This window comes from Pseudomonas sp. Ag1, assembly GCF_000278565.1.
GTDB lineage: Bacteria > Pseudomonadota > Gammaproteobacteria > Pseudomonadales > Pseudomonadaceae > Aquipseudomonas.
Genome location: NZ_AKVH01000054.1, coordinates 1 through 25,740 on the forward strand (window position 1 = coordinate 1; position 25,740 = coordinate 25,740).

Genomic DNA, 25,740 nt, shown 5'->3' on the forward strand with positions numbered 1-25,740 from the left:
GGCGAGGWGCCGAGTGGTGGGGCAAGAGCGTTTTGCTTACTTTTGCGCTGTTCAAAAGTGAGCCGCTGTAAGAGCGGAACCAATCTCAGCCATCACCCAAATAACGGATATGTACCCAGCCCCCAGCCCCCAGCAGCCCAACACATTGGCGTATCCTTACCCCTCCACCCCAAGGCCCGATCAAAAAATGCTGGTGATATCCAACAACGTGCACCTCCCCGACGCCGAGATCGAACTGACAGCCATCCGCGCCCAGGGCGCTGGCGGTCAAAACGTCAACAAGGTCTCCAGCGCCGTGCACCTGCGTTTCGACATCCCGGCCTCGTCCCTGCCTGACTTCTACAAGGAACGCCTGCTGGCCCTGCGCGACACCCGCATCACCAGCGAAGGCGTACTGATCCTCAAGGCCCAGCAATACCGAACCCAGGAACAAAACCGCGCCGACGCCCTCGAGCGCCTGGTGGAACTGATCCTCAGCGCCACCAAGGTCGAAAAGAAACGCCGCCCCACCAAACCCACCCTGGGCTCAAAGAAGCGCCGCCTCGAATCCAAGACCAAACGCGGGAGCATCAAGGCCGGCCGCGGCAAGGTGGACTTCTAACTCGCCTGACGTTCTTCGCGATACTTCGGCGCCTGCCGATACAAATACAGGCTCAACAGCAACCCGCCAAACGCCGCGATCGCCGCAAACAGGAAGATCGAGGCAAACCCGAACCCCGCCGCAATCGCCCCGGCCAACGGCCCGGTGATCCCCAACGACAAATCGATAAACAGCGAATACGCCCCCACCGCCGCACCCCGGCTCGAGGCGGGCACCAGGTTGACCGCCTCCACACCCAAGGCCGGAAACACCAGGGAAAAGCCAAACCCGCTCAACGCCGCACCCGCCAACGCCAAATGAGGATCCGGCGCCAGCCACAGCAGCAGCAGCCCCAGCGTCTCCACCGACAAACAGGCAATCGCTACGCGAAACCCGCCAATGCGGTTGATCAAATTGCCGAACAACAACCGCGCCCCGATAAAGCTGGCACCGAACAGGCTCAGGCACAGCACCGCGTTATCCCAATGCTGGGTCGCGTAATACAAGGTGATGAAGGTGGCGATGGTGCCAAACCCGATCGAGCCCAGCGCCAGCCCGCAGCCGTGAGGCAACACGCGCCCCAGCACATGCATGAACGGCAGGCGCTCGCCCACCACGATCGGCGCGGCGACTTTCGGCCAGGCCAGCAGCAGGCCCAGCACCGCCAGCAGGATGATGCTGACGCCCATGCTCCACAGCCCGAAATGACTGACCAGCAACACCCCCAGCGGTGCGCCGATGGCCAGGGCGCCGTAGCTGGCGATGCCGTTCCAGGAGATGACCTTGGCGGTATTCGCCGCGCCCACCCGGCCAATGCCCCAGCCGATGGAACCCGAGCCCACCAGGCTTTCAGCGCTGCCCAGCACCAGGCGGCCAATCAGCAGACTGGTGAGGCTCAGCGCCGGCAGGTGTGACAGCCACGCCGAGAGCAACATGAACACGCCGCTCAACCCGCAACCGGCCAGGCCGTACATGACGGCGCGCTTGCTGCCGCGATTATCGATGATGCGTCCGGCATAGGGCCGGCTCAGCAGAGTGGCCAGGTATTGCACGCTGATCACAAGGCCCGCGATCACGGCGCCAAAGCCCAGGTCGCTGTGCACATAGCCAGGCAACACGGCCAGGGGAATGCCGATATTCAGGTAGCCGATGAAGGTGAACAAAACGATGGAAACGACTTGCAGCGTGACCGCCATGGGGCGCTGGGTATCTGGCATGGGGAGAGGTCCACTGTCGCAGCAGGAAAAGATAGGCTGCTTATGATACCGATGCTGGGCGCGTGCGGGGGCAGCAAAGCAAACTTTTAGCGATCGGCGGGGTTGAGCAGTTGCGTGGTTACCAACGCGGCGAGGGCGTTTTCCTGGGTGCCGAAGCGCTTGAGCAGGAGGGCCTGTTTTTCCGGGGTGAGGCGGTTCCATACGTCGACCATGTGCAAGGCAGTGTCGAGCAGGGCGGTATCGGGGGTGGTGTCGGTCATGGCGGGGCTCACGGTGTTCAGGCGGTGTGGAAAGCGCGCAATGTCACGCTTTCCACACGGTCTGGGTACGGCTCTCAGTCTTCGCTCTTGCGGTCGACCGGTTTTGCCTCTTTGGGCTCGGGCTTGGTGGCACCGGCCTGTTGCGGGGTTGGCTGCTCAGTTTCGTGCAGGCTTGGGAAGGGGAGATTAGGGATTTCGTGCATCGTCGTCGCTCCTCGCAAGATCTGTTTTATCAATCGCAGGTGATTCCGCGCGTTCAAAAAGCCTGTGCAGGATACAGCACTGTAAATGACAGAAAGATTTTATCTCAGAAAATGAACGCGTCTTCATCCTGCCGCGCAAGTGACGTGGCGCCACAGGGGTGTCGATTGTCATCGTACAACATCACCCCTCACGGATTGACATCGTACTGCGGACTGAATATAACGCTAACAGTTGTATGACGACATATGACGTTACAGTTTTATAGCGCCCGTAATACGGATGCGCTCGGTCGCAGAACGTACGCCTCAAATCTAAAAATAATTAAGGTGAAGCGATGAAAATCAAAGGCATCCGTTGGTGGATGGTCGGGCTGATGACGGTCGGCCTGATTATTAACTACCTGGCCCGCAACACGCTCTCAGTCGCAGCCCCCACGCTGATGACCGACCTGAGCATCTCCACTGAGCAGTATTCCCACATCGTTGTTGCCTGGCAGGTGTGCTACGCCTTGATGCAGCCGATCGCCGGTTATGTGATCGATGCGATCGGTACCAAGCTGGGCTTTGCCATCTTCGCCATCTCCTGGTCGGTAGTCTGTGCCCTGGCGGCATTCGCCACCGGTTGGCAGAGCCTGGCAGTGGCCCGTGGCGCACTGGGGCTGACGGAGTCGGCGGGCTTCCCCGGCGGCGTCAAGGCGATTACCGAGTGGTTCCCGGCCAAGGAGCGCTCCGTCGCCATCGGCTGGTTCAACTTTGGTTCGTCGTTTGGTGCGTTGTTGGCGCCGCCACTGGTGGTCTGGGCGATTTTGCACAGCGGCTGGCAGTTGGCATTCCTGATCGTTGGCGGCATCGGCCTGGTGTGGAGCGGGCTGTGGCTGCTGCTGTACAAGCACCCGCGTGACCAGCGCCTGCTGGCCCAGGCCGAGCGTGAGTACATCGAGGCCGGCCAGGAAACCCACCTCAAGGAAGGCGTGCAGAAGAAAGCCAGCTGGAAGCGCATCCTCAAGAGCCGCAACTTTTTCGCCATCGCCTCGGCGCGCATGCTCTCGGAGCCGGCCTGGCAGACGTTCAATGCCTGGATTCCGTTGTACCTGATGACCGAGCGGCACATGAACATCAAGGAAATGGCGCTGTTCGCCTGGCTGCCGTTCCTGGCCGCCGACATTGGCTGTGTGCTGGGTGGCTACCTGAGCCCGTTGTTCCACCGCTACTTCAAGGTCTCGCTGTTCACCTCGCGCAAGCTGGTGATGCTGTTCGGTTGCCTGTGCATGATCGGCCCGGCGTGCATCGGCCTGGTGGACAGTGCCTACACCGCGATTGCCCTGCTGTGTGTCGGCGGTTTCGCCCACCAGACCTTGTCGGGTGCACTGTTTTCCATCGCCTCGGACTCATTCGGCAAGAACGACGTGGCCACCGCCACCGGTGGCGGGCAGATGTGCGGGTTTATCGGGGCTGCGGCATTTACTGCGGTGTTCGGCGTGCTGGTGACCAAGGTCGGCTACAGCCCGCTGTTTGTGGTGCTGGCGATTTTCGACATCATTGCGGCCATCGTGATCCTGATGGTGGCCCGGGAGATCGTCAAAGATCCGGAGCCAGCCACCCAAACCGGTCACGGCGGCACATTGCTGCCGGTTTAACCCTGGCGTTCCATCGCCGCCTTGTAGAGCGAGTTCTTCGGCTGGGCAAACACCCGCGCCAGCATCGGCTCGAAGAAGCTCAGCGGCAGGGTGTCGTAGGCCGGGTCGAACGCCGCCGCGTCGTACTGCGCGCAGAACTCGATGGTTTGCCGGTACTGCGGGTGGTCGCCAAATTGCTCGCGCAGGTGGCGGTCCATCCCCAGGTGGTGGAAGAAGTAGTAGCCCTGGAAGATCCCGTGCTTCTCCACCATCCACAGATTCTCGGCGCTTACGAACGGCTTGAGAATCGCGGCGGCGATGTCCGGGTGATTGTAGGAACCGAGGGTGTCGCCGATGTCGTGGAGCAGGGCGCACACCACGTACTCTTCATCCCGGCCATCGTGCCAGGCGCGGCTGGCGGTTTGCAGCGAGTGGGTCAGGCGGTCCACCGGGAAGCCGCCGAAGTCGCCCTCCAGCAGCCGTAGATGCGCCAGGATCCGGCTTGGCAATTGCCGGGCGTAAGCACTGAAATCCTTGGCGATGATCGCCCAGTCTTCCTGGGTACCATCCTGCATATGGGTGAAACGGGCCTGCTGGTTCATCAAAGCCTCTCTTATTGTTCTTCAAGCGTGGGGCTAGAACGGCACCTTGCCCAGAATCATGTCGCGGTACATCACGAAATCCCCCAACAGGCTGTACAGCGGATGCTGGAAGGTCGCCGGGCGATTCTTTTCAAAGAAGAAATGGCCGATCCAGGCAAAGCTGTAGCCGGCCACCGGCAGCGCCAGCAGCAGCCACCACGCACCTTTGCCGATCGCCAACGCGAGTATGAAGATAACGAGGCTGGTGCCGATAAAGTGCAGGCGACGGCACGTACTGTTGCCGTGTTCGCTCAGGTAATACGGGTAGAAATCGGCGAAGCTGTTGAATTGCCTGGCATTTTCCACAGTGGTCGGCCCTCTGGTTATTGTTCTGCCCGACAGATGTTCGGCGGGGAGCTTATTTGAGTCTAGAGTCATCAGTGGTAACAGCCAGTGACAATAGATGCCACTTTAGTATCCTTCGGATTCCTGGCTGTCGTTTCAGCCTTCCTTGTTAAGAAAACGCCATGAGCGAACGAACGACTTCTGCAAGCTGGGCGATGGGGATAGTCAAGGCGCTGGAAATGGACGGCCTGGATTGCCGTGCCTTGTTCAAGCAGCTTGGCCTGGATTACGCCGCGCTGAATGACCCGGATGCACGCTTCCCCCAGGACTCCATGACCCGGCTCTGGCAGCGCGCGGTCGAGCTGTCGGGCAACCCGGCGATTGGCTTGAACATGGGCAAGGTGGTGCGCCCGGCATCGTTTCATGTGGCCGGCTACGCCTTGATGTCCAGCAATACCCTGGCCGAAGGTTTTATGCGGCTGGTGCGTTACCAGCGAATCATTGCTGAAAGTGCCGACCTGAGTTTCCGCCTGTTGCCCGAAGGTTATGCGCTGATTCTGACGGTGCACGGCGACCACCTGCCGCCTACCCGGCAAAGTGCCGAAGCGTCCCTGGCCAGTGCCCTGGCGTTATGCGGCTGGCTGACCGGGCGCACGTTGCAACCGCGCAAGGTGCTGGTGCAGGGCGATCAGCCAGCGGACCTGGCGCCCTACAAACAAGCCTTCCATGCACCGCTGGTGTTCAACGCGCCCTATGACGCGCTGATCTTCGAACGGGCCGATATGGAGGCGCCGTTGCCCACGGCGAACGAGGCGATGGCGTTGTTGCACGATCGTTTTGCCGGGGAGTACCTGGCGCGGTTTTCCGAGAGCCGGGTGACCCACAAGGCGCGGCAGGTGCTATGCCGGTTGCTGCCCCAGGGCGAGCCCAAGCGTGAAGTGGTTGCGCAGACGTTGCACCTGTCCCAGCGCACCTTGCAGCGCCGCTTGCAGGAGGAGGGCACGAGTTTCCAGACCTTGCTCGACGACACCCGCCGCGAACTGGCCGAGCAATACCTGGCGCAGCCGAGCATGACCCTGCTGGAAATTGCCTACCTGTTGGGGTTTGCCGACCCAAGCAACTTCTTCCGTGCGTTCCGCCGCTGGTTCGATGCCACGCCCGGCGAGTACCGGGCGCGGTTGCATGAGCTGCCTGTCAGTGACGCCAAAACGCCGGAATGCACAGCACAAACACCGTAATGATCTCCAGCCGGCCCAGCAGCATGCCGAATGACAGGATCCACTTGGCAGCGTCCGGCAGGGTGGAGAAGTTACCGGCCGGGCCGATGGTTTCCCCCAGGCCCGGGCCCACGCCGGACACGGTACTGGCGGCGCCGGTCAGCGCGGTCATCCAGTCCAGGCCCAGCAATGACAGGGCCAGGGCGATGGCGCAGATGGTGATGGCGAAGAAAAACGAGAAGGTCAGGATCGACCGCACGATTTCTTCATCGAGGCGATGGCCGTTGTACTTCTGCTTGATCACCGCCCGTGGGTGAATCAGCTGGTTCAAGTTGGCCTTGAGCAGGATGTAGGCGACCTGGAAACGGAAGATCTTGATCCCGCCAGCCGTGGAGCCGGAGCAACCGCCCACAAAGCCCAGGTAGAAGAACAGCATCAGCGAGAAATTGCCCCAGATGCTGTAGTCCCCCAGCGCAAAACCTGTGGTAGTGACTACCGAAGTGACATTTACCGCCACGTGGCGCAGCGCCTCCAGCCAATGCAGATTGGTGGTCCACCAATACCAGGTGCCGAGCACCAGCCAGGTCACCACCAGCAAACCAAGCATGCCCTGCACCTGCTGATCCTTGATCAGTGCCCGGCGGTTGCCGCGCATCGTGGCCACATACAGGGTGAACGGCAGACTGCCGAGAATCATCACCACCACCGCCACCCAGTGCACGGCCGGCTGTTTCCAGTGGGCCAGGGATTCATCGGAGGTGGAGAACCCGCCGGTGGAAATCGCCGACATCGCATGGTTGATTGCGTCAAACAGGCCCATGCCGGCCCACCAGAACGCCAGGCTGCCGAGGATGGTGATGCCCACGTACGCCGCCACGATCAGGCGCGCCACCATGTGTGAGCGGGGCATGACCTTTTCCGAGCGGTCGGAGGATTCGGTCTGGAACAGGCGCATGCCACCGATGCGCAGCAGCGGCAGGATCGCCACCGCCATGCCGATAAAGCCGATACCGCCGAGCCAGTGCAGCAGCGAGCGCCAGATGAGGATGCCCGGGGACATGGTGTCCAGGCCGCTGAGCACCGTGGAACCGGTGGCCGTGATGCCCGACATGCTTTCGAAGAACGAGTCGGTGTAGCTGATGTGCTGGGTCAACAGGAACGGCAGTGCGGCGAAGATGCACACCACCAGCCAGCTGGAGACGGTCAGCAGGTACATGTCCCGCGGGCGCAGGTGCACGTGTTCCGGGCGGCCGGGGATGACCAGCGCCAGGCCTGCGATAAAGGTAATCAGGCTGGCCCAGAGGAACGACGGCAGGTCGCTGGTGCGTTCAAAAAACACCAGGGTCGCCATGGGGATGACCATGGCGATCGCCAGGGTGATCAGGAAGATGCCGATAATGAAACCGATTATCCGTAAGGTCGGCAACGCCATGAGGTCCGCTCGGGGTGACAGGAAAGGCGCCATTCTACCTGCGGTGCAGGGCAAGTAAACCGGGGGGGCGTTGGAGACGTGGCAGATCAAGTGTGGGAGCGGGCTTGCTCGCGAAAGCGGTGTATCAGTCAACGGATGCATTGGCTGACCCACCGCTTTCGCGAGCAAGCCCGCTCCCACAGGAGATTTGTGCTGGTTGATGGAGCTTGGAGGGCAGGCACAAAAAAGGCGACCCGAAGGTCGCCTCATTCAACGCGGCACTGATCAGAACTCGTGATCAGCGTTATCCGGGTTCAAGTCACTGATGCCCAGCTTGCCAGCAGCCTGTTCGATCGAACCGGTCTGCTTCACCAATGCGGCGATGGCGTCACGTACGATCTGGTTGCCTTTGTCGTTACCGGCAGCAATCAACTGGTCGTAGTGTTCGCCGTTGTTGGCGTGGTCCACCATCACCTGGATCTTCGCTTCGGTGGAGGCCAGGTCAGCCTTCAACGCTTCATCGGCCGCCGGGTCGGCCTTGGCCACCAGGGAGGACAGGCTGGCGCCGGTCATCTTGGTACCGTCGGTGCGGGTGTACTCACCCAGGTAAACGTTACGAATACCCTTGGCGTCGTAGAAGTGCGAGTTGTGGGTGTTGTCGCTGAAGCAGTCCTGTTCGTCTTCCGGCGAGTTGGCTTCCAGGGAAACCTTCATGCGCTCACCGGCCAGCTCGCCCAGGGACAGGCTACCCATGCCGAACAGCATCTTGCGCAGGCCATCGGTCGCAGGTTCTGCTTCCAGCGTGGCGCGGTAGTTGTCTTCGACGTTGGGCTTCCAGTTGCCGACCATTTCTTCCAGGTCGCTGACCAACAGTTGAGTCACGGCGCGCAGGTAGGTGCGGCGGCGCTCGTTGTGGCCGCCAGTGGCGCCATCACCGGTCATGTAGTCCGACGCTGGACGGTTGCCGGCGCCCGGGCCGGTGCCGTTCAGGTCCTGGCCCCAGAGCAGGAATTCAATTGCGTGGTAGCCGGTGGCTACGTTGGCTTCGGAACCGCCCAGCTCATTCAGGCTGGCGAGTTTTTCCGGGGTGATGTCTTTTACATCGACCTTGTCTTCGCCGACCTGAATCTCGTTGTTGGCGATGATGTTGGCGGTGGCGCCAGGGTTGCCCAGGGCGTGTTCGTAGGTCTTGTCGACGTAGTCGATCAGGCCTTCGTCCAGGGGCCAGGCGTTCACCTGGCCTTCCCAGTCGTCAATGATGGTGTTGCCGAAGCGGAACACTTCACTCTGCAGGTACGGCACGCGCGAGGCGATCCAGGCGGTACGGGCCGCTTTCAGGGTGTCGTCGTTCGGGTTGGCAAGGAAAGTGTCGATCGCGGTTTGCAGGGTTTTCGCGGTGGACTCGGCATCGCTGTACACCGCGAACACCATGTCAGCGTAATGCGCGACCACAGCCTTGGCGGCGGCCTCGTCTACCTGGCCTGCCGGGGCAGCCGCCGGGGCGGTGGTGCTGGCGGCGGCCGGGGCTTGAGGCGCGGCGGCCTTGTCTTTGCCTTCACCGCAACCGGCGAGCGAAATGGCAATGGCGAGAAGGCTGGCGGTGGCCAGGGGCATACGAATCATGGCGAACATCCTGCTTCGGTTGTTGATGGGGCACGCGGGGGGCGCGCAAAACTGCGACATAATGCGAAAGATTTGCATTTTGTGTAAAGCGTTATAAGCAGGAAATATTTAGTATCGATTTGCCGGCCATCGGCGCGCGTGGCCCCGATGGCCGGCATCGCTTCAGAGGATGGCGGCGTTATTGCGCTGGGCCTGTTTCAAGTAGGCCACCAACTCCCGTGCCGGCAAGGGTTTGCTGTAGTGGTAGCCCTGACCCTCGTGGCAACCCTCGGAGATGATGTAGGCCTCCTGTTCGGCGGTCTCCACACCCTCGGCGATCACCTGCATGCCAAGGCTTTTGCCGAGCTGGATGATCGCCCGCACGATGGTCGCATCGTCGTCGTCATCCAGCAGGTCCTGGACGAAGCTCTTGTCGATCTTGATCTTGTCCAGCGGCAGGCTTTTCAGATAGCTCAGGGACGAATAGCCGGTGCCGAAGTCATCAATCGCAATCAGTGCCCCGGAGCGGCGCAGGCTCAGCAGGTGCTGGGCGGCGGTGCTGATGTCTTCCATCAGGCCGGTCTCGGTGACTTCCAGCTCCAGGCTACGCGGCGGCAAGCGGTAGATTTGCAGCAGGTTGTTGACCACCCGTGGCAGCTCGGCGTGGTGCAACTGTACGGTCGACAGGTTGACCGCCATGCGCAGCTCGGTGAAGCCCAGGTCATGCCATTCCCGCAGTTGCCGGCAGGCCTGGTCCAGTACCCATTCGCCGATGGCAATGATGGTGCCGTTCTGTTCGGCCAGGGGGATAAACAGGTCGGGCGGCACCAGGCCGTGCTCTGGGTGCTGCCAGCGGATCAACGCTTCGACACCCACCACACGGTGGTCGAGATAGCTGATCTGCGGCTGGTACACCAGGTGAAACTGCTCGCGGCTCAAGGCGTCGCGCAGATCCTTTTCCAGCTCGCGGCGGCGGCGCATTTCGCTGTCGACGCTGGCGATATAGAACTGGTAGCGGTTGCGCGAGCGGCTCTTGGCCAGGGTCATGGTCTGTTCGGCTTTTTGCAGCAGCTTCTCGGTGCTGTCGCCGTCTTCCGGGAACAGGGTGATGCCGATGGTGGCACGCAGGCGGATCTGTTCGTGATCGAGGGCGAATTCGGCTTCCAGGTCGTCGAGGATGCTTTGTGCCAATTCGGCGGCTTCGTAGGGCTGCTCGATATCGGCCTGCACCAGGGCGAACTGGTCGCCGCCGAGGCGGGCGAGGGCGCCGAGGCGGCCGCTGTGGGCGCGCAGGCGGTCGGCCAGGGCCAGCAGCAACTGGTCGCCGGCCTGGTAGGTGAACTGCTCGTTGACGCTTTTGAAGTCATCCAGCCCCACGCACAACACCGCGACCCGACGTTGCCGACGGCCGGCGTCGATCAGGATCTTGTCCAGTTGCTCCTGCAGTTTCTGGCGGTTCGGCAGGCCGGTCAGGAAGTCGTACTGGGCCATGCGCAGCAGGCTGTTTTCCGCCTCATGGCGCAAGTGCGTATTGCGCTCGATGGATTCGAGCAACTGGTTGGCGGTGTTGATCCAGAGCCCCAGCTCGTTTTTCTCGTGGCCCTTGAGCTGCGGGATCTTGTGCTCGCTGGGGCGGTCGGGGTTGATCGAACTCAGGTGCTCGATGATGCGCGACAGCGGCTTGGTCAGCAGCCAGTGATAGACCAGGTACAACACCAGCCCCATGGCCAGCGCCCGCAGCACCCCGGAGATGAAAATGATCACCGAACTGACGAGAAACCCTTTGCCATAGGTGGCGGTGTCGAGGGTGATGCTCAGGTCACCGTAGTACTCGCTGTAAGGCCCGCGCCCCACCAGCGGCGTGGTGAACGTGCGTTCCTGGCCCAGAATCAGGTCGGTCAGCCAGCGGCTCGGGGATTGTTGCAGGTCGCGGGTTTTTTCCGCGAGCATGGTTTCGTTGGGGTGGCCGATGGAGGCCATGCGCACGGCATCATCCTGGAACAGGCCTTCGATGACCTGCATGCCCATCTCCCGGTCCAGACTGTAGACGGCCTGGGTGGACGGGTCGCGAAACATGTCGAGGATGCGCTGGGCATCACCGGCCACGGCCTGGCGCGTCTTGTACGCATCAAAGACGATCTGCGCCGCGCTCAGTACCACGCCCACGGCCAATGCCGAAAGCAGTACCACCCGTAGCAACTTCACCGACAAGCTGTTTTTGAGTTCCAGCTTCAAAGGGTTATTCCTTGTTCCATGCGGGTAGCCTCAATATGCCATGAGTATTGGCAATCCCGTGAGGGCAGTCAAAGGGACATTGCGGCCAGGGCAGGTTTTGCAGTTTAGATGAGCGCGTCCGGGGGTAAGACGTTGGGAGGGGGAATGGAAAGGCAGGCCTGGCATGGAGTGAAGTCGGCGGATCGTACGTGCCGACTTCTTGTACCGTCTTTTCAGGACGAGCGCGGGTTTTTCAGTCCAGCGAAACAAACCGTCGAGCGTCAGCGCCCATCAGGTAAACGAAATTTTCGGCGGTTGTGGCTGGTCTTGCGCCTGAGGGTCGATTTGCCCCAAGGCCTGTCGAGCTATGTCCACGGTCTTATCAAGGATGCCCAAGCTTTTGTCCAGGACGTCCAGGCCCTTATCTGTCACGTTATCGAACACGTTAAGTGCTTGAGGGGCCATGCCGATCAAAGATGCTAGATCCATATCAAGTTCTCCTGCAGTCAATCAGAGGGACATTCCTCTTACATACTGCGTGGCGAAATCCTTTTGATGAGTTCCAGTGGTTTCCTGGCATTTTTCCATTTGTAATCGCCCACAAAAAAGCCCGGCAATCGCCGGGCTCTTTCTACTGCAAGCGGTACTTAAGCGGTGAAGGTCTTGCCTTCGAACTGCTCAGCCACGAACTTCCAGTTGACCAGGTTCCAGAACGCTTCCACATACTTTGGACGCACGTTGCGGTAGTCGATGTAGTAAGCGTGTTCCCAGACGTCGCAGGTCAGCAGCGGGGTGTCGCCGCTGGTCAGCGGGTTGCCGGCGCCGATGGTGCTGGCCAGTGCCAGGGAACCGTCAGCCTTTTTCACCAGCCAGCCCCAACCGGAACCGAAGGTGCCGACGGAAGTCTTGGTGAACTCTTCCTTGAACTTGTCGAACGAACCGAAGGCAGCGTTGATCGCCTCAGCCAGTGCGCCGGTAGGTTGGCCGCCAGCGTTTGGCGCCAGGCAGTTCCAGTAGAAAGTGTGGTTCCAGACCTGAGCGGCGTTGTTGAAGATGCCGCCCGAAGAAGACTTGACGATTTCTTCCAGGGTCTTGCCTTCGAACTCGGTGCCAGGCACCAGGTTGTTCAGGTTCACGACATAGGTGTTGTGGTGCTTGTCGTGGTGGTATTCCAAGGTTTCCTTGGAAATGTGCGGCTGCAGGGCATCGTGTGCGTAGGGCAGCGGCGGCAATTCGAAAGCCATGATGATTCTCCTAATCAGGTCAGTTGCGGTGAGCGCAAGGCCGATCACGGGCGGCCAAACAAGCGCCGGGGAGTTTGTACTCTTTGCGGCGCAGGGGCTGGATCATAGCACCGGGGGTGCGGCAAAACCACGCAACAACTGTGTGGGATAGAGGTTCCAGAGCGTTTTGGAATATCTACGCTGCGCTGATTAATTGATAGGCCACGCTGAACATCATGGCGGCTACCAGCAGGTCCAGAATCCGCCAGGTGGCGGGGCGCGCCAGCCACGGTGCCAGCCATGCGGCGCCCAGGGCCAGGGTCATGAACCACAGGAATGAAGCGCTGGCAGCGCCGGCCACGTAGGCGCCCGGTTCGGTTTGCTGGGCGCCGAGGGAGCCGATCAGCAAGACGGTGTCCAGGTACACGTGGGGGTTGAGCAACGTCACTGCCAGGGCGCTGAGCATCACCGCCTTCAACGAGCGTACCTTGAGGTTCTCGCCCTCGCCCAGGCTCTGCTTCGAGCAGGCCCGGCGCAGGGCGAGGGTACCGTACCAGAGCAGGAACGCCGCGCCACCCCAGCGGGCAATCGCCAGCAATACCGGGTTATGCGCCAGCACGGTGGCCAGGCCGAATACGCCGGCGGCCACCAGGATCGCGTCGCACACCACGCACAGTGCCGCCACCGGCAGGTGATGTTCGCGCCGCAGGCTCTGCGCCAGCACAAACGCGTTCTGGGTGCCGATCGCCATGATCAAACCAAAGGCCACCAACAGGCCGTTCATATAGCTTTGCCACATAGGATTTACTCCGCGCCCGCCGCCAATTGCCGCAACACCGTCATGGCGCGCTCGGCATCGGCGCGGCCGACAAACAGGTGATCGTGGTAGTAGCCGGCAATCACGTTGCAACTGATCCCGGCCTGGCCCAGGGCCGTGGCGAACGCGGCGGTCAGGCCGACCGCTTCCAGGGCCGAATGCACGTTGAGGGTGATCCACGCAGCCACATAGTCGAAGGCCAGTCCGGCGCGCTCGGCCTGCTGGCGCTCGACGATCAACGTCAGGCCTTCCTGCTCGCGGAAGCTGCCGATCACCTCGCAACCTTCGGGGATTCGGCTGTCGGCCAGGGTGCAGAACACGTAGTCGCCGTCATTGAGCTGTGGGCTCATGCTGCGCAGCAGGGTTGCCAGGGCGGTTTCGCCAGCCATGTGGAGGTCCTTGAATAAGAAGAAGCGATGCTGGCTATTCTCCCGTCCAAGGTTGTATAAGAAAAACCAATATTGCTGATCGCTCATTAGGAAAACTGATGTTCGACTATAAATTGCTTTCCGCCCTGGCGGCGGTGGTGGAACAGGCCGGCTTCGAGCGGGGCGCGCAGGTACTGGGAATTTCCCAATCGGCGATCTCCCAGCGCATCAAGCTGTTGGAGGCGCGAATCGGCCAGCCGGTGCTGGTACGTGCCACGCCGCCGACGCCCACCGAGATCGGCCGCCGCCTGCTCAACCACGTGCAACAGGTACGATTGCTGGAGCGCGACCTGCAAAGCCAGGTGCCCGCGCTGGATGAAGAGGGCATGCCCGAGCGCCTGCGCATCGCCTTGAATGCCGACAGCCTCGCCACGTGGTGGGCCGAGGCGGTGAGCGACTTCTGCGCCGAGCAGCATTTGCTGTTGGACCTGGTGGTAGAAGACCAGACCGTCGGCCTCAAGCGCATGCGCGCCGGCGAAGTGGCAGCCTGTATTTGCGCCAGCGAACGCCCGGTGGCCGGCGCCCGCAGCCTGTTGCTCGGCGCGATGCGGTATCGGGCGCTGGCCAGCCCGGCGTTTGTCGCCCGGCACTTTCCCGAGGGCGTGCGGGCCGATCAACTGGCCCGCACGCCGGCGCTGGTGTTCGGCCCGGATGATTTCCTGCAGCATCGCTACCTGGCGTCCCTGGGCGTCGACGGTGGTTTCGAACACCATCTATGCCCCTCGTCCGAAGGTTTTATTCGCCTGACGGAAGCCGGATTGGGCTGGGGCCTGGTGCCCGAACTGCAGGTGCGCGATCAGCTGGAAAAGGGCGTGTTGGTGGAGTTATTGCCAGATAAGCCGATCGATGTGCCGCTGTACTGGCATCATTGGCGCAGTGGTGGACAATTGCTGGGCCTGCTGACGGATCATCTGGCACACACAACGGGGCAATGGTTGGTGCCGTTGGCGTGATGGCCAGCGTCAAGGCAACAGCGATGAAAAACGAAAGAATGCGGAGTAAGTCATGAAAATTCTGGTCACCGGCGCAAGCGGCTTCATTGGCGGGCGCTTTGCGCGTTTCGCCCTGGAGCAGGGCCTGGACGTGCGGGTCAACGGGCGGCGGGCCGAAGGTGTGGAACACCTGGTACGGCGCGGCGCCGAGTTTATCCAGGGTGATTTGAATGATCCGGACCTGGTGCGCGAGCTGTGCCGCGATGTCGAGGCCGTGGTGCATTGCGCCGGGGCCGTGGGGCTGTGGGGGCGTTATCAGGACTTCCACCAGGGCAATGTGCTGGTTACCGAAAACGTGGTGGAGGCCTGCCTCAAGCAGCGGGTCGGGCGCCTCGTACACCTGTCTTCGCCGTCGATCTACTTCGACGGCCGTGACCACCTGGGCTTGACCGAAGAACAAGTGCCCAAGCGTTTCAAGCATCCGTATGCAGCCACCAAATACCTGGCGGAGCAAAAGGTGTTTGGCGCCCAGGAGTTTGGCCTCGAAGTGCTGGCCCTGCGCCCGCGCTTTGTCACGGGGGCCGGCGACATGAGCATCTTCCCGCGCCTGTTGAAGATGCAGCGCAAGAACCGCCTGGCGATTGTCGGCGATGGCCTGAACAAGGTCGATTTCACCAGCGTGCACAACCTCAATGAAGCCCTGCTCAGCAGTTTGCTGGCGACGGGCTCGGCGCTGGGCAAGGTCTACAACATCAGCAACGGTGCCCCGGTGCCGGTGTGGGATGTGGTGAACTACGTGATGCGACAGATGGACATGCCTCAGGTCACCCGTTATCGGTCCTACGGCTTGTCTTACAGCGTTGCGGCGCTCAATGAAGCCTTCTGTGCCATGTGGCCAGGGCGCCCGGAACCGTCTTTGTCACGGCTGGGCATGCAGGTGATGAACAAAGATTTCACCCTCGACATCACCCGCGCACGGCATTATCTCGACTACCAGCCCAAGGTCAGCCTGTGGGCGGCCCTCGACGAGTTCTGCAGTTGGTGGAAGGCCCAGGACGTGGGACTTAAATAACCGGCAACACACCGGGAACCGAATTTGCGAACCCGGGTCGATCAGTGCGGCAGGTCGGGGGTTTATACTCCGACGCCTGGCTATCCATATGCCACCTCAAAGGATTTAAGGTTGATTCATGCGTAACGATGCTAACGACGACTTCGACAACGTTCCCAGCCTGCGGGCCGACACCTCGGACGACGATGATTTCGAGCCCACGCCGGCTACCTCCGTGCGCTCCCGGCCTGCGCCGGTTGTCAAGGTCAAGAGCGCCAGTACCGGGCCGCTGTGGGCATTGGTCGGTGCGCTGCTGTTCGCCTTCGCCGGCCTTGCCTGGTGGAGCTTCCAGCAGATTTCCCTGATGGGCCAGCAACTGGTGGCGACCCAGGAAAGCTTCGCGCGCATCAGCGAGGAAGCGGCGGGGCGCCTGCAGGATATTTCCGGCAAGGTGGTGGCCAGCGAAGCCAATGTGAATAATGGCAGCGAGGCCCTGAAACTGCAGATCAAGCAGCTGGAGACCCAGTTGCTGGAGCAGGGCAAGCAGCAGATGGGCGTGGCCGGCCAGGCAACGGACCTGGACAAGCGCCTGGAGCAGATGACCGCCAGCACGACCCAACTGTCCAGTGCCAACGCGCAATTGCAGGGCCAGGTCCAGGCGCTGACGGAGGCGGTGGCTACCCTCAAGTCCCGGGACGCCGAGTTCAAGGACCTCTCCGCCGACGTCGCAGCCCTGAAAAAACAGGGCAACCCCACGGCCGCCATCGCCCGCCTGGAGCAGGACCTTGTGGTCCTCAAGAGCGAACTGGACAACCGCGCCGCGGCTTCCGACGGTCCGTCCACCAAGGAGTTCGACGTGTTCCGCATCCAGACCACGCGTAACGTCACTGCCTTGCAAAGCCAGGTGCAGAACCTGCAGCAGCAGATCAACCAGCCGGCCCGGATCACTCCTCTCGGGCAGCAGTGATGTGAGGTGCTGCAGGCGTCATTACACATGACGCCTGCAAGCCCTGGCACAATCAATGTCACCAATCGGTGACATTTCCCGTCTCCTTCGTTACTTGCCCTCGCGCCGCCCTTGTTTAGACTCCCGTCATCCCGCACATAATAAAAAGGGCTAATCATGACCACGCAACCACTGCCTGCCAGTAGTTGGCTGAACGCACCTGCCCATCACGCCTGGCTTGCCACTGAAGGCCAGCGCCTGCTGTCATTCGCCAAGGCTTCCAGGCTGCCTGACGGCTTCGGCAACCTCGACGATCAAGGCGTCCTGCCGCCCGATGCCGTCGCCGAAACCATGAATACCGCCCGCATGACCCATAGCTTTGCCATGGCCCATGGCCTGGGCCTGCCAGGTTATGCCGACCTGGTGGAACACGGCGTCGTGGCCCTCAGCGGCCCGCTGCGCGATGCCCGGCACGGCGGTTGGTTCGCCACGCCCGACGCCCGCGACGGCAACACCGGCAAGGCCGCCTACCTGCACGCCTTTGTCGCCCTGGCCGCCAGCTCCGCAGTAGTGGCCGGCGCGCCCGGCGCGCAAACCTTGCTCAACGACGCGATCCACATCATCGACCAGTATTTCTGGAGCGAAGAGGAGGGCGCGATGCTCGAGTCCTTCGCCCAGGACTGGAGCGGGGTAGAAGCCTATCGCGGCGCCAACAGCAACATGCACGCCACCGAAGCCTTCCTGGCCCTGGCCGATGTCACCGGTGAAACCCGCTGGCTGGACCGGGCACTGCGCATCGTCGAGCGGATTATTCATACCCATGCGGCGCAAAACCGGGACATGGTGATCGAGCATTTCGACAGCCATTGGCAACCCCTGCGTGGTTACAACGAAGACAACCCGGCCGATGGTTTTCGTCCCTACGGCATCACCCCCGGCCACGGCTTCGAATGGGCGCGACTGGTGTTGCACCTTGAGGCTGCGCGCCTGGATGCCGGGCTCGTCACCCCTGAGTGGCTAGTGACCGACGCCAAGGGCCTGTTCGCCAGCGCCTGTGAATACGCCTGGGCCGTCGACGGCGCCCCCGGCATTGTCTACACCCTCGACTGGAGCCAGCGCCCCGTGGTGCGCGAGCGCCTGCACTGGACCCATTGCGAAGCCAGTGCCGCTGCCCAGGCGCTGCTCAAACGCACGGGGGAGCTGCATTACGAAACCTGGTACCGGCGCTTCTGGGAGTTCTGTGAAACCCGTTTCATTGACCGCACCCACGGCAGCTGGCACCACGAACTGAGCCCGAAAAACCAGCCCAGCGCGAAAATCTGGGGTGGCAAACCGGACCTCTACCACGCCTGGCAGTCTGTCTTGCTGCCGGGGCTACCCTTGTCACCGAGCATGGCCAGTGCCGTGGCCACCGGGCGCTATGTCACCAAGTGGTGACATTTTGGCGTCCCTTTGTTACCTGCACCTGAAAAATCCCTGTTTAAACTCGTTTGCAGCGCAAGCACCGACTTGCATGCATAACAACAAGAAAAAAGGTACTCAGATGAAAGCGATCAGTCGCCTCGCCGTAGCTATTTCCGTTGCCTCGTTGTTTCCCCTCAGTGCTTTTGCCGCCGACTCGAAAGGGACGGTTGAAGTTGTGCATTGGTGGACCTCGGGTGGCGAGAAAGCGGCAGTAGATGTCCTGAAGGCCCAAGTTGAAAAAGACGGTTTCACCTGGAAAGACGGTGCCGTCGCCGGCGGTGGCGGTTCCACTGCCATGACCGTACTGAAAAGCCGCGCCGTTGCTGGCAACCCGCCAGGCATGGCCCAGATCAAAGGCCCCGACATCCAGGAATGGGCGTCCACCGGGCTGCTCGACACCGACGTCCTGAAGGAACCCGCCAAAGAAGAGAAGTGGGACAGCCTGCTGGACAAGAAAGTCTCCGATACCGTGAAGTACGAAGGTAACTACGTGGCCGTGCCGGTGAACATTCACCGCGTGAACTGGCTGTGGATCAACCCGGAAGTGTTCAAGAAAGCCGGTATCACCAAGAACCCGACCACCCTCGAAGAATTCTACGCAGCGGGCGACAAGCTCAAGGCCGCGGGCTTCATTCCGCTCGCCCACGGTGGCCAGCCTTGGCAGGACAGCACGGTATTCGAAGCGGTCGTGCTCTCGGTCATGGGGGCTGACGGTTACAAGAAAGCCCTGGTGGACCTCGACGAAAAAGCCCTGACCGGCCCTGAAATGATCAAGTCCCTGACCGAGCTGAAGAAAGTCGCGACCTACATGGACGCCGACGGCAAGGGCCAGGACTGGAACCTGGAAGCCGCCAAGGTCATCAACGGCAAGGCCGGCATGCAGATCATGGGTGACTGGGCCAAGAGTGAATGGACCGCCGCCAAGAAAGTCGCCGGCAAAGACTACGAGTGCGTAGCCTTCCCGGGCACCGACAAGGCCTTCACCTACAACATCGACTCCCTCGCAGCCTTCAAGCAGAAAGACAAAGGCACTGCTGCCGGTCAGCAGGACATCGCCAAGGTCGTGCTGAGCGAAAACTTCCAGAAAGTCTTCAGCATCAACAAGGGCTCGATCCCGGTTCGTATCGACATGTTGCAAGACATGGGCAAATACGGCTTCGACTCCTGCGCCCAGACTGCTGCCAAGGACTTCCTGGCGGATGCCAAGACTGGCGGCCTGCAACCAAGCATGGCCCACAACATGGCAACCACGCTGGCGGTACAAGGCGCGTTCTTTGATGTCGTGACCAACTACATCAACGACCCGAAAGCTGACCCTGCCGATACCGCGAAGAAACTCGCGGCAGCGATCAAGTCGGCCAAGTAACGGTTAGTACCGAATGGCCTTGTGGGGGGACCCCTAACCCCCACAAGGCATGTTCCTGTAGTCCTTTTTCCCTGTACTGGATTTTCCCATGAGTTCTGTTGCTGTGTTCAGCAAAGCCTCGCCGTTCGATGCACTGCAGCGCTGGCTACCCAAACTGGTGCTGGCGCCGAGCATGTTCATCGTTCTGGTGGGCTTCTATGGCTACATCCTGTGGACGTTCGTGCTGTCGTTCACTAACTCGACTTTCCTGCCGACCTACAAGTTCGTAGGCCTGGCGCAATACGTGCGCTTGTTCGACAACGACCGCTGGTGGGTCGCGAGCAAGAACCTCGCGGTGTTCGGTGGCATGTTCATCGGCATCACCCTGGTGATCGGCGTGACCCTGGCGATTTTCCTCGACCAGAAAATCCGTCGCGAAGGTTTTATCCGCACCATTTACCTGTACCCGATGGCGCTCTCGATGATCGTCACCGGTACCGCCTGGAAATGGCTGCTCAACCCAGGCATGGGCCTGGACAAACTGCTGCGTGACTGGGGCTGGGAAGGCTTTCGCCTGGACTGGCTGATCGACCCGGACCGTGTGGTGTATTGCCTGGTGATCGCTGCTGTGTGGCAAGCCTCGGGCTTCATCATGGCGATGTTCCTCGCCGGCCTGCGCGGTGTTGATCAATCGATCATCCGTGCGGCGCAGATCGACGGCGCGAGCATGCCGCGCATCTACTGGAAAGTGGTGCTGCCAAGCCTGCGCCCGGTGTTCTTCAGTGCGGTAATGATCCTGGCGCACATCGCGATCAAGAGCTTCGACCTGGTGGCGGCCATGACGGCGGGTGGTCCGGGTTACTCCTCCGACCTGCCGGCGATGTTCATGTACTCCTTCACCTTCAGCCGCGGCCAGATGGGCATGGGTTCGGCCAGTGCGATTCTGATGCTCGGTGCGATTCTCGCGATCATCGTGCCTTACCTGTACTCCGAGCTGAGGACCAAGCGCAATGACTAGTCTTGCTGGCAAACCTGCCATCAGCCTGAGCCGCGTCGCGATCTACGCGGTGCTGATTCTCGCTGTCCTGCTGTACCTGGTGCCGTTGGTGGTCATGTTGCTCACCAGCTTCAAGACCCCGGAAGACATCAGCACCGGCAACCTGCTGAGCTGGCCCACCGTGATCACCGGCATCGGCTGGGTGAAAGCCTGGGCCACGGTTGACGGCTACTTCTGGAACTCGATCAAGATCACCGTTCCGGCGGTACTGATCTCCACCGCCATCGGTGCGTTGAACGGCTACGTGCTGTCGATGTGGCGCTTCCGTGGTTCGCAGTTGTTCTTCGGCCTGTTGCTGTTCGGCTGCTTCCTGCCGTTCCAGACCGTGCTGCTGCCAGCCTCGTTCACCCTCGGCAAGATGGGCCTGGCCAGTACCACCACGGGCCTGGTGTTCGTGCACATCGTCTACGGACTGGCGTTTACTACACTGTTCTTCCGTAACTACTACGTCAGCATTCCCGATGCACTGGTGAAGGCGGCTCGCCTGGATGGCGCGGGGTTCTTCACGATCTTCCGCCTGATCATCCTGCCGATGTCGACACCCATCATCATGGTGTGCCTGATCTGGCAGTTCACGCAGATCTGGAACGACTTCCTGTTCGGCGTGGTGTTCTCCAGCGGTGATTCGCAGCCCATCACGGTGGCGCTGAACAACCTGGTCAACACCAGTACCGGGGTCAAGGAATATAACGTTGATATGGCGGCGGCGATGATCGCCGGGCTGCCGACCCTGCTGGTCTATGTGGTCGCAGGCAAGTATTTCGTGCGCGGCCTGACGGCCGGCGCGGTCAAGGGGTAATCATGGCAACGCTCGAACTTCGTAACGTAAACAAGACCTACGGTACCGGTCTGCCGGACACCCTGAAGAACATCGAACTGTCGATCAAGGAAGGTGAGTTCCTGATCCTGGTCGGTCCTTCGGGTTGCGGCAAATCGACCTTGATGAATTGCATTGCCGGCCTGGAAAACATCACCGGTGGCGCGATCATGATCGGCGACCAGGACGTCAGCGGCATGAGCCCCAAGGATCGTGACATCGCCATGGTGTTCCAGTCCTACGCGCTGTACCCGACCATGAGCGTGCGCGAGAACATCGAATTCGGCCTGAAGATTCGCAAGATGCCCCAGGCAGCGATCGATGAAGAAGTGGCGCGAGTGGCCAAGCTGCTGCAGATCGAGCACCTGCTCAATCGCAAGCCGGGCCAGCTCTCCGGTGGCCAGCAACAACGCGTGGCCATGGGCCGTGCACTGGCGCGTCGCCCGAAGATCTACCTGTTCGACGAACCGCTGTCCAACCTCGACGCCAAGCTGCGGGTCGAGATGCGTACCGAAATGAAGCTGATGCACCAGCGTCTGAAAACCACCACCGTCTACGTCACCCACGATCAGATCGAAGCGATGACCCTGGGCGACAAAGTGGCGGTCATGAAGGACGGCATCATCCAGCAGTTCGGCACGCCGAAAGAGATCTACAACGACCCGGCCAATCTGTTCGTGGCGAGCTTCATCGGTTCGCCGCCGATGAACTTCATTCCACTGCGCCTGCAACGCAAGGACGGCCGCCTGGTGGCGCTGCTGGACAGCGGCCAGGCCCGCTGTGAATTGCCGTTGAACATGAACGATGCCGGTCTTGAAGACCGCGAAGTGATCCTGGGCCTGCGCCCGGAGCAGATCGTGCTGGCCGCCGCCGAAGCCACCGGCGCGCCGACCATTCGGGCCGAGGTGCAAGTCACCGAGCCGACCGGTCCGGACACCCTGGTGTTCGTGCAAATCAATGACACCAAGGTCTGCTGCCGCCTGGCGCCCGATGTGGCGCCGCAAGTGGGCGAGACCCTGACCTTGCAGTTCGACCCGGCCAAAGTGTTGCTGTTCGACGCCAAGACCGGCGAGCGCCTGGGCACTGCCACCTCGTTGCCGGCACAGGATCGTGCCGACAACGTTGCTCAATTCAAGGGACGCTGAAGTTTCAAATGATGTGTAGGGGCTTTTGTGAGAGTCCTGCTCTCACAAAGAAGTAAACCGCGTTAGATAAAAACAGTTAATAACAATAAAGACGAGGATGTAGGGATGAAAAAGCACCACAACAACACCCGGTTGTTCTGCCAACTGTCAGCAGCAGCAGCCCTGGTACTGTCCGCCAATGCGATGGCGGACGACGCGTTCAGCGCCGATTCCAAGTGGATGACCGGCGATTGGGGCGGCGAGCGTACCAAGCTGATCGAGCAAGGTATCGACATCAAGGCGGATTACGTCGGTGAAGTCGGTGGCAACCTCAGCGGTGGCTACAACAACGACAAGACTGCCCGTTACGCTGACCAGTTCGGTCTGGGCGTGGCACTGGACCTGCAAAAGCTTTGGGGCTGGGATAACACCCAGGCCAAGATCCAGTTGACCAATCGTAATGGCGCAAACATTTCCAACGACCGTATTGGCGACCCGCGTGCCGGCACCTTGAGTTCGTCTCAAGAAGTCGACGGCCGAGGCCACATGGTGCGTCTGACCCAGTTCTGGATTCAGCACCAGATGTTCGACAACAAGCTGGACGTGAAACTCGGTTACTTCGGTGAAGGCGAAGACTTCAACACCTTCCCGTGCGACTTCCAGAACCTGTCGTTCTGTGGCTCGCAGGTCGGTAACTATGTAAACACCTGGTACAACTGGCCCGTCAGCCAGGCGGCTATCCGCGTGAAGTACAACATCACGCCTGAGCTGTATGCGCAAATCGGTGCGTACAACCAGAACCCGTCGCAACTGGAGCACGGCAACGGCTTCAAGCTCAGCGGCAGCGGCACCAAAGGCACCGTATTGCCGGTTGAATTGGTCTGGTCGCCGAAGGTCAATGGCCTGCCGGGCGAATACCGTGTGGGTTACTACAAGAGCACCGCCGACGCTACCGACGTACGTGAAGACGTCAACGGTAACGATGCTGGCACCACGGGCGCAGCCTTCCGCGTTCGCAGCAGCAAAAGCGGTTACTGGGGCGTTCTGCAACAGCAACTCACCACCCACAATGGCGATGCTTCCCGCGGCTTGAACATTGCGGCCAACGTCACCTTCCACGACAAAGACACCAACCTGGTCGACAACTACCAGTCGCTGATGCTTGTGTATAAAGGTCCATTCGACGCACGTACAAAAGATGACGTGGGTATCGGTGTATCCCGTATCCATGCCAACAGTGACGTGAAGAAAAATGCTGAGTTGCTCAACGCGGCCGGCGGGTTCACGGATTACGACCAATCGGGTTACGCACCGCTGCGTAACACGGAGTACAACGTCGAACTCAACTACGGCTTCCACGTCACCAACTGGCTGACCGTGCGTCCTAACCTGCAATACATCGCCAACCCAGGTGGTGTTAAGCAAGTCGACAACGCGGTGGTAGCGGGCCTGAAAATTCAGTCTACGTTCTAACGTTGTTGCGATAAGCTCCTTCTCTCTGTGCGCATTTTGCGGGTAGCCATGGCTATCCGCTTTTTTTTGTGTGGGAGCTGGCTTGCCTGCGATGCGAGCCCCGCGGTGTATCTGCCACACCGAGGCGATGCCATCGCAGGCAAGCCAGCGCCTGCAAAGATATTCAGGACCGTGGCACATGCATGAGCATCCGCTGCAACGCTTTTTCAAATCCCTGCGCGAGCGGCCGGTATTCGCCTGGGAGCGCTTTCAGATGCGCGATGTGCTGGTGATCGATCACCCGCTCTGCCAGGCGGTGTTCAGTCGCCAGGGCGCGCAATTGCTGCACTTTCAGCCCACGGGCCAGAAGCCCTGGCTGTGGTGCGCGGCCAAGTGGCCGCAGGTCGGCGCCATCCGTGGCGGCGTGCCGGTGTGTTGGCCGTGGTATGGCCGCCATCCCAGCGAAAACGCCTGGCCGTCCCATGGTTGGGCACGGCTGATCGACTGGAAATTGCTGGACAGCAGCACCGACGACGACGGCGTGCGTTTGCACTGGCAATTGCAGCTATGCGACTGGCAGGTGGACCTGCATGCACACCTGGGGGAAACCCTGGAGCTGCGCCTGGCCACCGAGCACCAGGACGAGCTGCCGTGCCAATTGAGCCATGCTTTGCACGCCTATTGGCGGATTGGCAATGTTGGTGAGATAGCGCTGTCTGGGCTGGATGGCGCGCAGGGCTACGACCAGTTGAATCGTCAGGCGTGCCAGCAGGAAGGTGAGTTGCGTGTCGATGGTGGGTGTCAGCGGGTGTTCCAGCACGACGGCGAACTGCACCTCAAGGACCATGCCTGGCAGCGCGAATTGTGCATCGACACCGGCGAGAGTGCCGACACGGTGGTGTGGCACCCGGGGAGTCGACCGTTGCTGGGGGTGAGCTTCAACGAGGCTGCGGGGTTTGTGTGTGTGGAGTCGGCGATGGCTGCTGCGAGCCTGGCGCCGGGGGAGAGGGCGCATTTGAGTTTGCAGGCGAGGGCGGGGGCTTGATCCGGATGTTCCGGTGTTGCTGATGCCGCTTTCGCGAGCAAGCCCGCTCCCACATTAGACCGAGTTCCACTTTTGGAATGCAGTCGAATGTGGGAGCGGGCTTGCTCGCGAAGAGGCCGGCACATTCACAGTAGATTCGGGCCTGATTCGGGCCTAGTTGAATTCATCCCCGACCGGATACCGGCTGTCGTTCAAGCTCTCTTTGATCTTGCGCAAGTGCGGCTGGAAATCCACTCCGCGACGCAAGGTCATGCCCGTCGCCAGTACATCCAGCACCGTCAACTGAATGATCCGCGAGGTCATCGGCATGTAGATGTCGGTGTCTTCCGGCAACGGAATGTTCAGGCTCACCGTACTGGCCTTGGCCAGCGGCGAATTTTCGGCGGTCACGCCCAGCACCGAGGCGCCGTTTTCCCGCGCAATACGTGCTACTTCCACCAGTTCACGGGTACGCCCGGTGTAGGAAATGATCACGAACAACTCCCCGGTGTGGGCCACCGAGGCGATCATCCGCTGCATCAGCACATCGGCGTGGGCCGTGACCGACAGGTTGAAACGGAAAAACTTGTGCAGCGCGTCCATGGCCACCGGCGCCGAAGCACCCAGGCCGAAGAAGTGGATCTGCCGAGCCTGGATCAGCAGGTCGACGGCCTTGCTGATCAGGTTCGGGTCCAGGGCCTGGCAGGCGCTGTCGAGGGACGCGATGGCACTGCCGAAGATCTTCTGGGTGTAGGCCTCCGGGTTATCATCGGCCTCCACCGCGCGGCTGACATACGCCGCGCCGYATGTCAGC

General features: G+C 61.0%; 26 protein-coding genes. 13 read left to right on the forward strand and 13 right to left on the reverse strand.

Features of this window, described 5'->3' with window-relative positions; translation table 11 throughout:
• Positions 1-187 precede the first annotated feature (187 nt).
• Positions 188-601, forward strand: a complete 414-nt coding sequence (gene arfB / locus A462_RS30065) for an alternative ribosome rescue aminoacyl-tRNA hydrolase ArfB (RefSeq protein ID WP_003212972.1) — start codon at positions 188-190, stop codon at positions 599-601.
• On the opposite strand, the gene A462_RS30060 is transcribed toward arfB, so the two are convergent.
• The 3 genes from A462_RS30060 to A462_RS35035 form a co-directional block, all read right to left on the reverse strand.
• On the reverse strand, positions 598-1,797 hold the full coding sequence (locus tag A462_RS30060) for an MFS transporter (RefSeq protein WP_003212974.1): 1,200 nt from the start codon (positions 1,795-1,797) through the stop codon (positions 598-600). The two genes, arfB and A462_RS30060, sit on opposite strands and share 4 nt — an antisense overlap.
• A gap of 86 nt (positions 1,798-1,883) precedes the next feature.
• Positions 1,884-2,057, reverse strand: a complete 174-nt coding sequence (locus tag A462_RS34560; RefSeq protein WP_008430977.1) for a hypothetical protein — start codon at positions 2,055-2,057, stop codon at positions 1,884-1,886.
• 74 nt (positions 2,058-2,131) lie between these two features.
• Positions 2,132-2,260 carry a hypothetical protein gene (locus A462_RS35035; protein ID WP_003212978.1) on the reverse strand — a complete coding sequence of 43 codons (129 nt, stop codon included), beginning with the start codon at positions 2,258-2,260 and terminating at the stop codon, positions 2,132-2,134.
• Between the two features lie 362 nt (positions 2,261-2,622).
• On the opposite strand from A462_RS35035, the gene A462_RS30055 reads away from it, so the two are divergent.
• Positions 2,623-3,897: an MFS transporter gene (locus tag A462_RS30055; RefSeq protein WP_050550293.1), complete on the forward strand. Its 1,275-nt coding sequence runs from the start codon at positions 2,623-2,625 to the stop codon at positions 3,895-3,897.
• Here the strand turns inward: A462_RS30055 and A462_RS30050 are convergent.
• Together A462_RS30050 and A462_RS30045 are read right to left on the reverse strand one after the other, a co-directional pair.
• Complete coding sequence (locus tag A462_RS30050) at positions 3,894-4,478, reverse strand: HD domain-containing protein (RefSeq protein ID WP_003212982.1); 585 nt, start codon at positions 4,476-4,478, stop codon at positions 3,894-3,896. The two genes, A462_RS30055 and A462_RS30050, sit on opposite strands and share 4 nt — an antisense overlap.
• A gap of 33 nt (positions 4,479-4,511) precedes the next feature.
• On the reverse strand, positions 4,512-4,823 hold the full coding sequence (locus A462_RS30045) for a DUF962 domain-containing protein (protein ID WP_003212984.1): 312 nt from the start codon (positions 4,821-4,823) through the stop codon (positions 4,512-4,514).
• Positions 4,824-4,984: 161 nt separating this feature from the next.
• Here A462_RS30045 and A462_RS30040 point away from each other — a divergent pair, with 161 nt between their 5' ends.
• The gene (locus tag A462_RS30040) at positions 4,985-6,040 is read left to right on the forward strand and encodes an AraC family transcriptional regulator (RefSeq protein ID WP_003212986.1); all 1,056 of its coding nucleotides are present in this window, start codon (positions 4,985-4,987) and stop codon (positions 6,038-6,040) included.
• Here A462_RS30040 and A462_RS30035 read toward each other — a convergent pair.
• The 7 genes from A462_RS30035 to A462_RS30005 form a co-directional block, all read right to left on the reverse strand.
• A complete protein-coding gene (locus tag A462_RS30035; RefSeq protein ID WP_008430983.1) occupies positions 5,997-7,451 on the reverse strand; it encodes a TrkH family potassium uptake protein in 1,455 nt (484 codons plus the stop codon). The genes A462_RS30040 and A462_RS30035 overlap by 44 nt on opposite strands.
• Positions 7,452-7,715: 264 nt before the next feature.
• Complete coding sequence (locus A462_RS30030; RefSeq protein ID WP_003212990.1) at positions 7,716-9,053, reverse strand: imelysin family protein; 1,338 nt, start codon at positions 9,051-9,053, stop codon at positions 7,716-7,718.
• A gap of 162 nt (positions 9,054-9,215) precedes the next feature.
• Complete coding sequence (locus tag A462_RS30025; RefSeq protein WP_003212994.1) at positions 9,216-11,267, reverse strand: putative bifunctional diguanylate cyclase/phosphodiesterase; 2,052 nt, start codon at positions 11,265-11,267, stop codon at positions 9,216-9,218.
• 270 nt (positions 11,268-11,537) lie between these two features.
• The gene (locus tag A462_RS30020; protein WP_003212995.1) at positions 11,538-11,735 is read right to left on the reverse strand and encodes a hypothetical protein; all 198 of its coding nucleotides are present in this window, start codon (positions 11,733-11,735) and stop codon (positions 11,538-11,540) included.
• A 158-nt stretch (positions 11,736-11,893) separates the two neighbouring features.
• Positions 11,894-12,490 (reverse strand): superoxide dismutase, encoded by a 597-nt coding sequence (locus tag A462_RS30015; protein ID WP_003212997.1) that lies wholly within the window; start codon positions 12,488-12,490, stop codon positions 11,894-11,896.
• A 175-nt stretch (positions 12,491-12,665) separates the two neighbouring features.
• Entirely contained in the window at positions 12,666-13,268 is a 603-nt protein-coding gene (locus A462_RS30010; RefSeq protein ID WP_003212999.1) for a LysE/ArgO family amino acid transporter, read from the reverse strand.
• Between the two features lie 5 nt (positions 13,269-13,273).
• Positions 13,274-13,675, reverse strand: a complete 402-nt coding sequence (locus A462_RS30005; protein WP_003213000.1) for an ACT domain-containing protein — start codon at positions 13,673-13,675, stop codon at positions 13,274-13,276.
• 98 nt (positions 13,676-13,773) lie between these two features.
• Between A462_RS30005 and A462_RS30000 the strand changes: the two genes are divergently transcribed.
• The 10 genes from A462_RS30000 (at position 13,774) to A462_RS29955 (ending at position 24,947) form a co-directional block, all read left to right on the forward strand.
• Positions 13,774-14,667: a LysR family transcriptional regulator ArgP gene (locus A462_RS30000; protein WP_003213001.1), complete on the forward strand. Its 894-nt coding sequence runs from the start codon at positions 13,774-13,776 to the stop codon at positions 14,665-14,667.
• Between the two features lie 52 nt (positions 14,668-14,719).
• On the forward strand, positions 14,720-15,718 hold the full coding sequence (locus A462_RS29995; protein WP_003213003.1) for an NAD-dependent epimerase/dehydratase family protein: 999 nt from the start codon (positions 14,720-14,722) through the stop codon (positions 15,716-15,718).
• 118 nt (positions 15,719-15,836) lie between these two features.
• Complete coding sequence (locus A462_RS29990; protein ID WP_003213005.1) at positions 15,837-16,664, forward strand: hypothetical protein; 828 nt, start codon at positions 15,837-15,839, stop codon at positions 16,662-16,664.
• 156 nt (positions 16,665-16,820) lie between these two features.
• Positions 16,821-18,080 carry a D-mannose isomerase gene (locus tag A462_RS29985; protein WP_008430989.1) on the forward strand — a complete coding sequence of 420 codons (1,260 nt, stop codon included), beginning with the start codon at positions 16,821-16,823 and terminating at the stop codon, positions 18,078-18,080.
• A gap of 106 nt (positions 18,081-18,186) precedes the next feature.
• Entirely contained in the window at positions 18,187-19,473 is a 1,287-nt protein-coding gene (locus A462_RS29980; protein ID WP_003213009.1) for an ABC transporter substrate-binding protein, read from the forward strand.
• 88 nt (positions 19,474-19,561) lie between these two features.
• Positions 19,562-20,470, forward strand: coding sequence for a carbohydrate ABC transporter permease (locus tag A462_RS29975; RefSeq protein ID WP_003213011.1), 909 nt, complete (start codon positions 19,562-19,564; stop codon positions 20,468-20,470).
• Positions 20,463-21,308 carry a carbohydrate ABC transporter permease gene (locus A462_RS29970; RefSeq protein WP_003213012.1) on the forward strand — a complete coding sequence of 282 codons (846 nt, stop codon included), beginning with the start codon at positions 20,463-20,465 and terminating at the stop codon, positions 21,306-21,308. Before A462_RS29975 ends, A462_RS29970 begins: the two co-directional genes overlap by 8 nt.
• 2 nt (positions 21,309-21,310) lie before the next feature.
• Entirely contained in the window at positions 21,311-22,471 is a 1,161-nt protein-coding gene (locus tag A462_RS29965) for an ABC transporter ATP-binding protein (RefSeq protein ID WP_003213014.1), read from the forward strand.
• A 105-nt stretch (positions 22,472-22,576) separates the two neighbouring features.
• Positions 22,577-23,923, forward strand: coding sequence for a carbohydrate porin (locus A462_RS29960; protein ID WP_008430994.1), 1,347 nt, complete (start codon positions 22,577-22,579; stop codon positions 23,921-23,923).
• A 178-nt stretch (positions 23,924-24,101) separates the two neighbouring features.
• Positions 24,102-24,947 (forward strand): D-hexose-6-phosphate mutarotase, encoded by an 846-nt coding sequence (locus A462_RS29955; protein WP_003213018.1) that lies wholly within the window; start codon positions 24,102-24,104, stop codon positions 24,945-24,947.
• Between the two features lie 153 nt (positions 24,948-25,100).
• On the opposite strand, the gene hexR is transcribed toward A462_RS29955, so the two are convergent.
• Positions 25,101-25,740: transcriptional regulator HexR (hexR, locus tag A462_RS29950; protein ID WP_032898660.1), on the reverse strand; the 640-nt coding region annotated here is incomplete at its 5' end.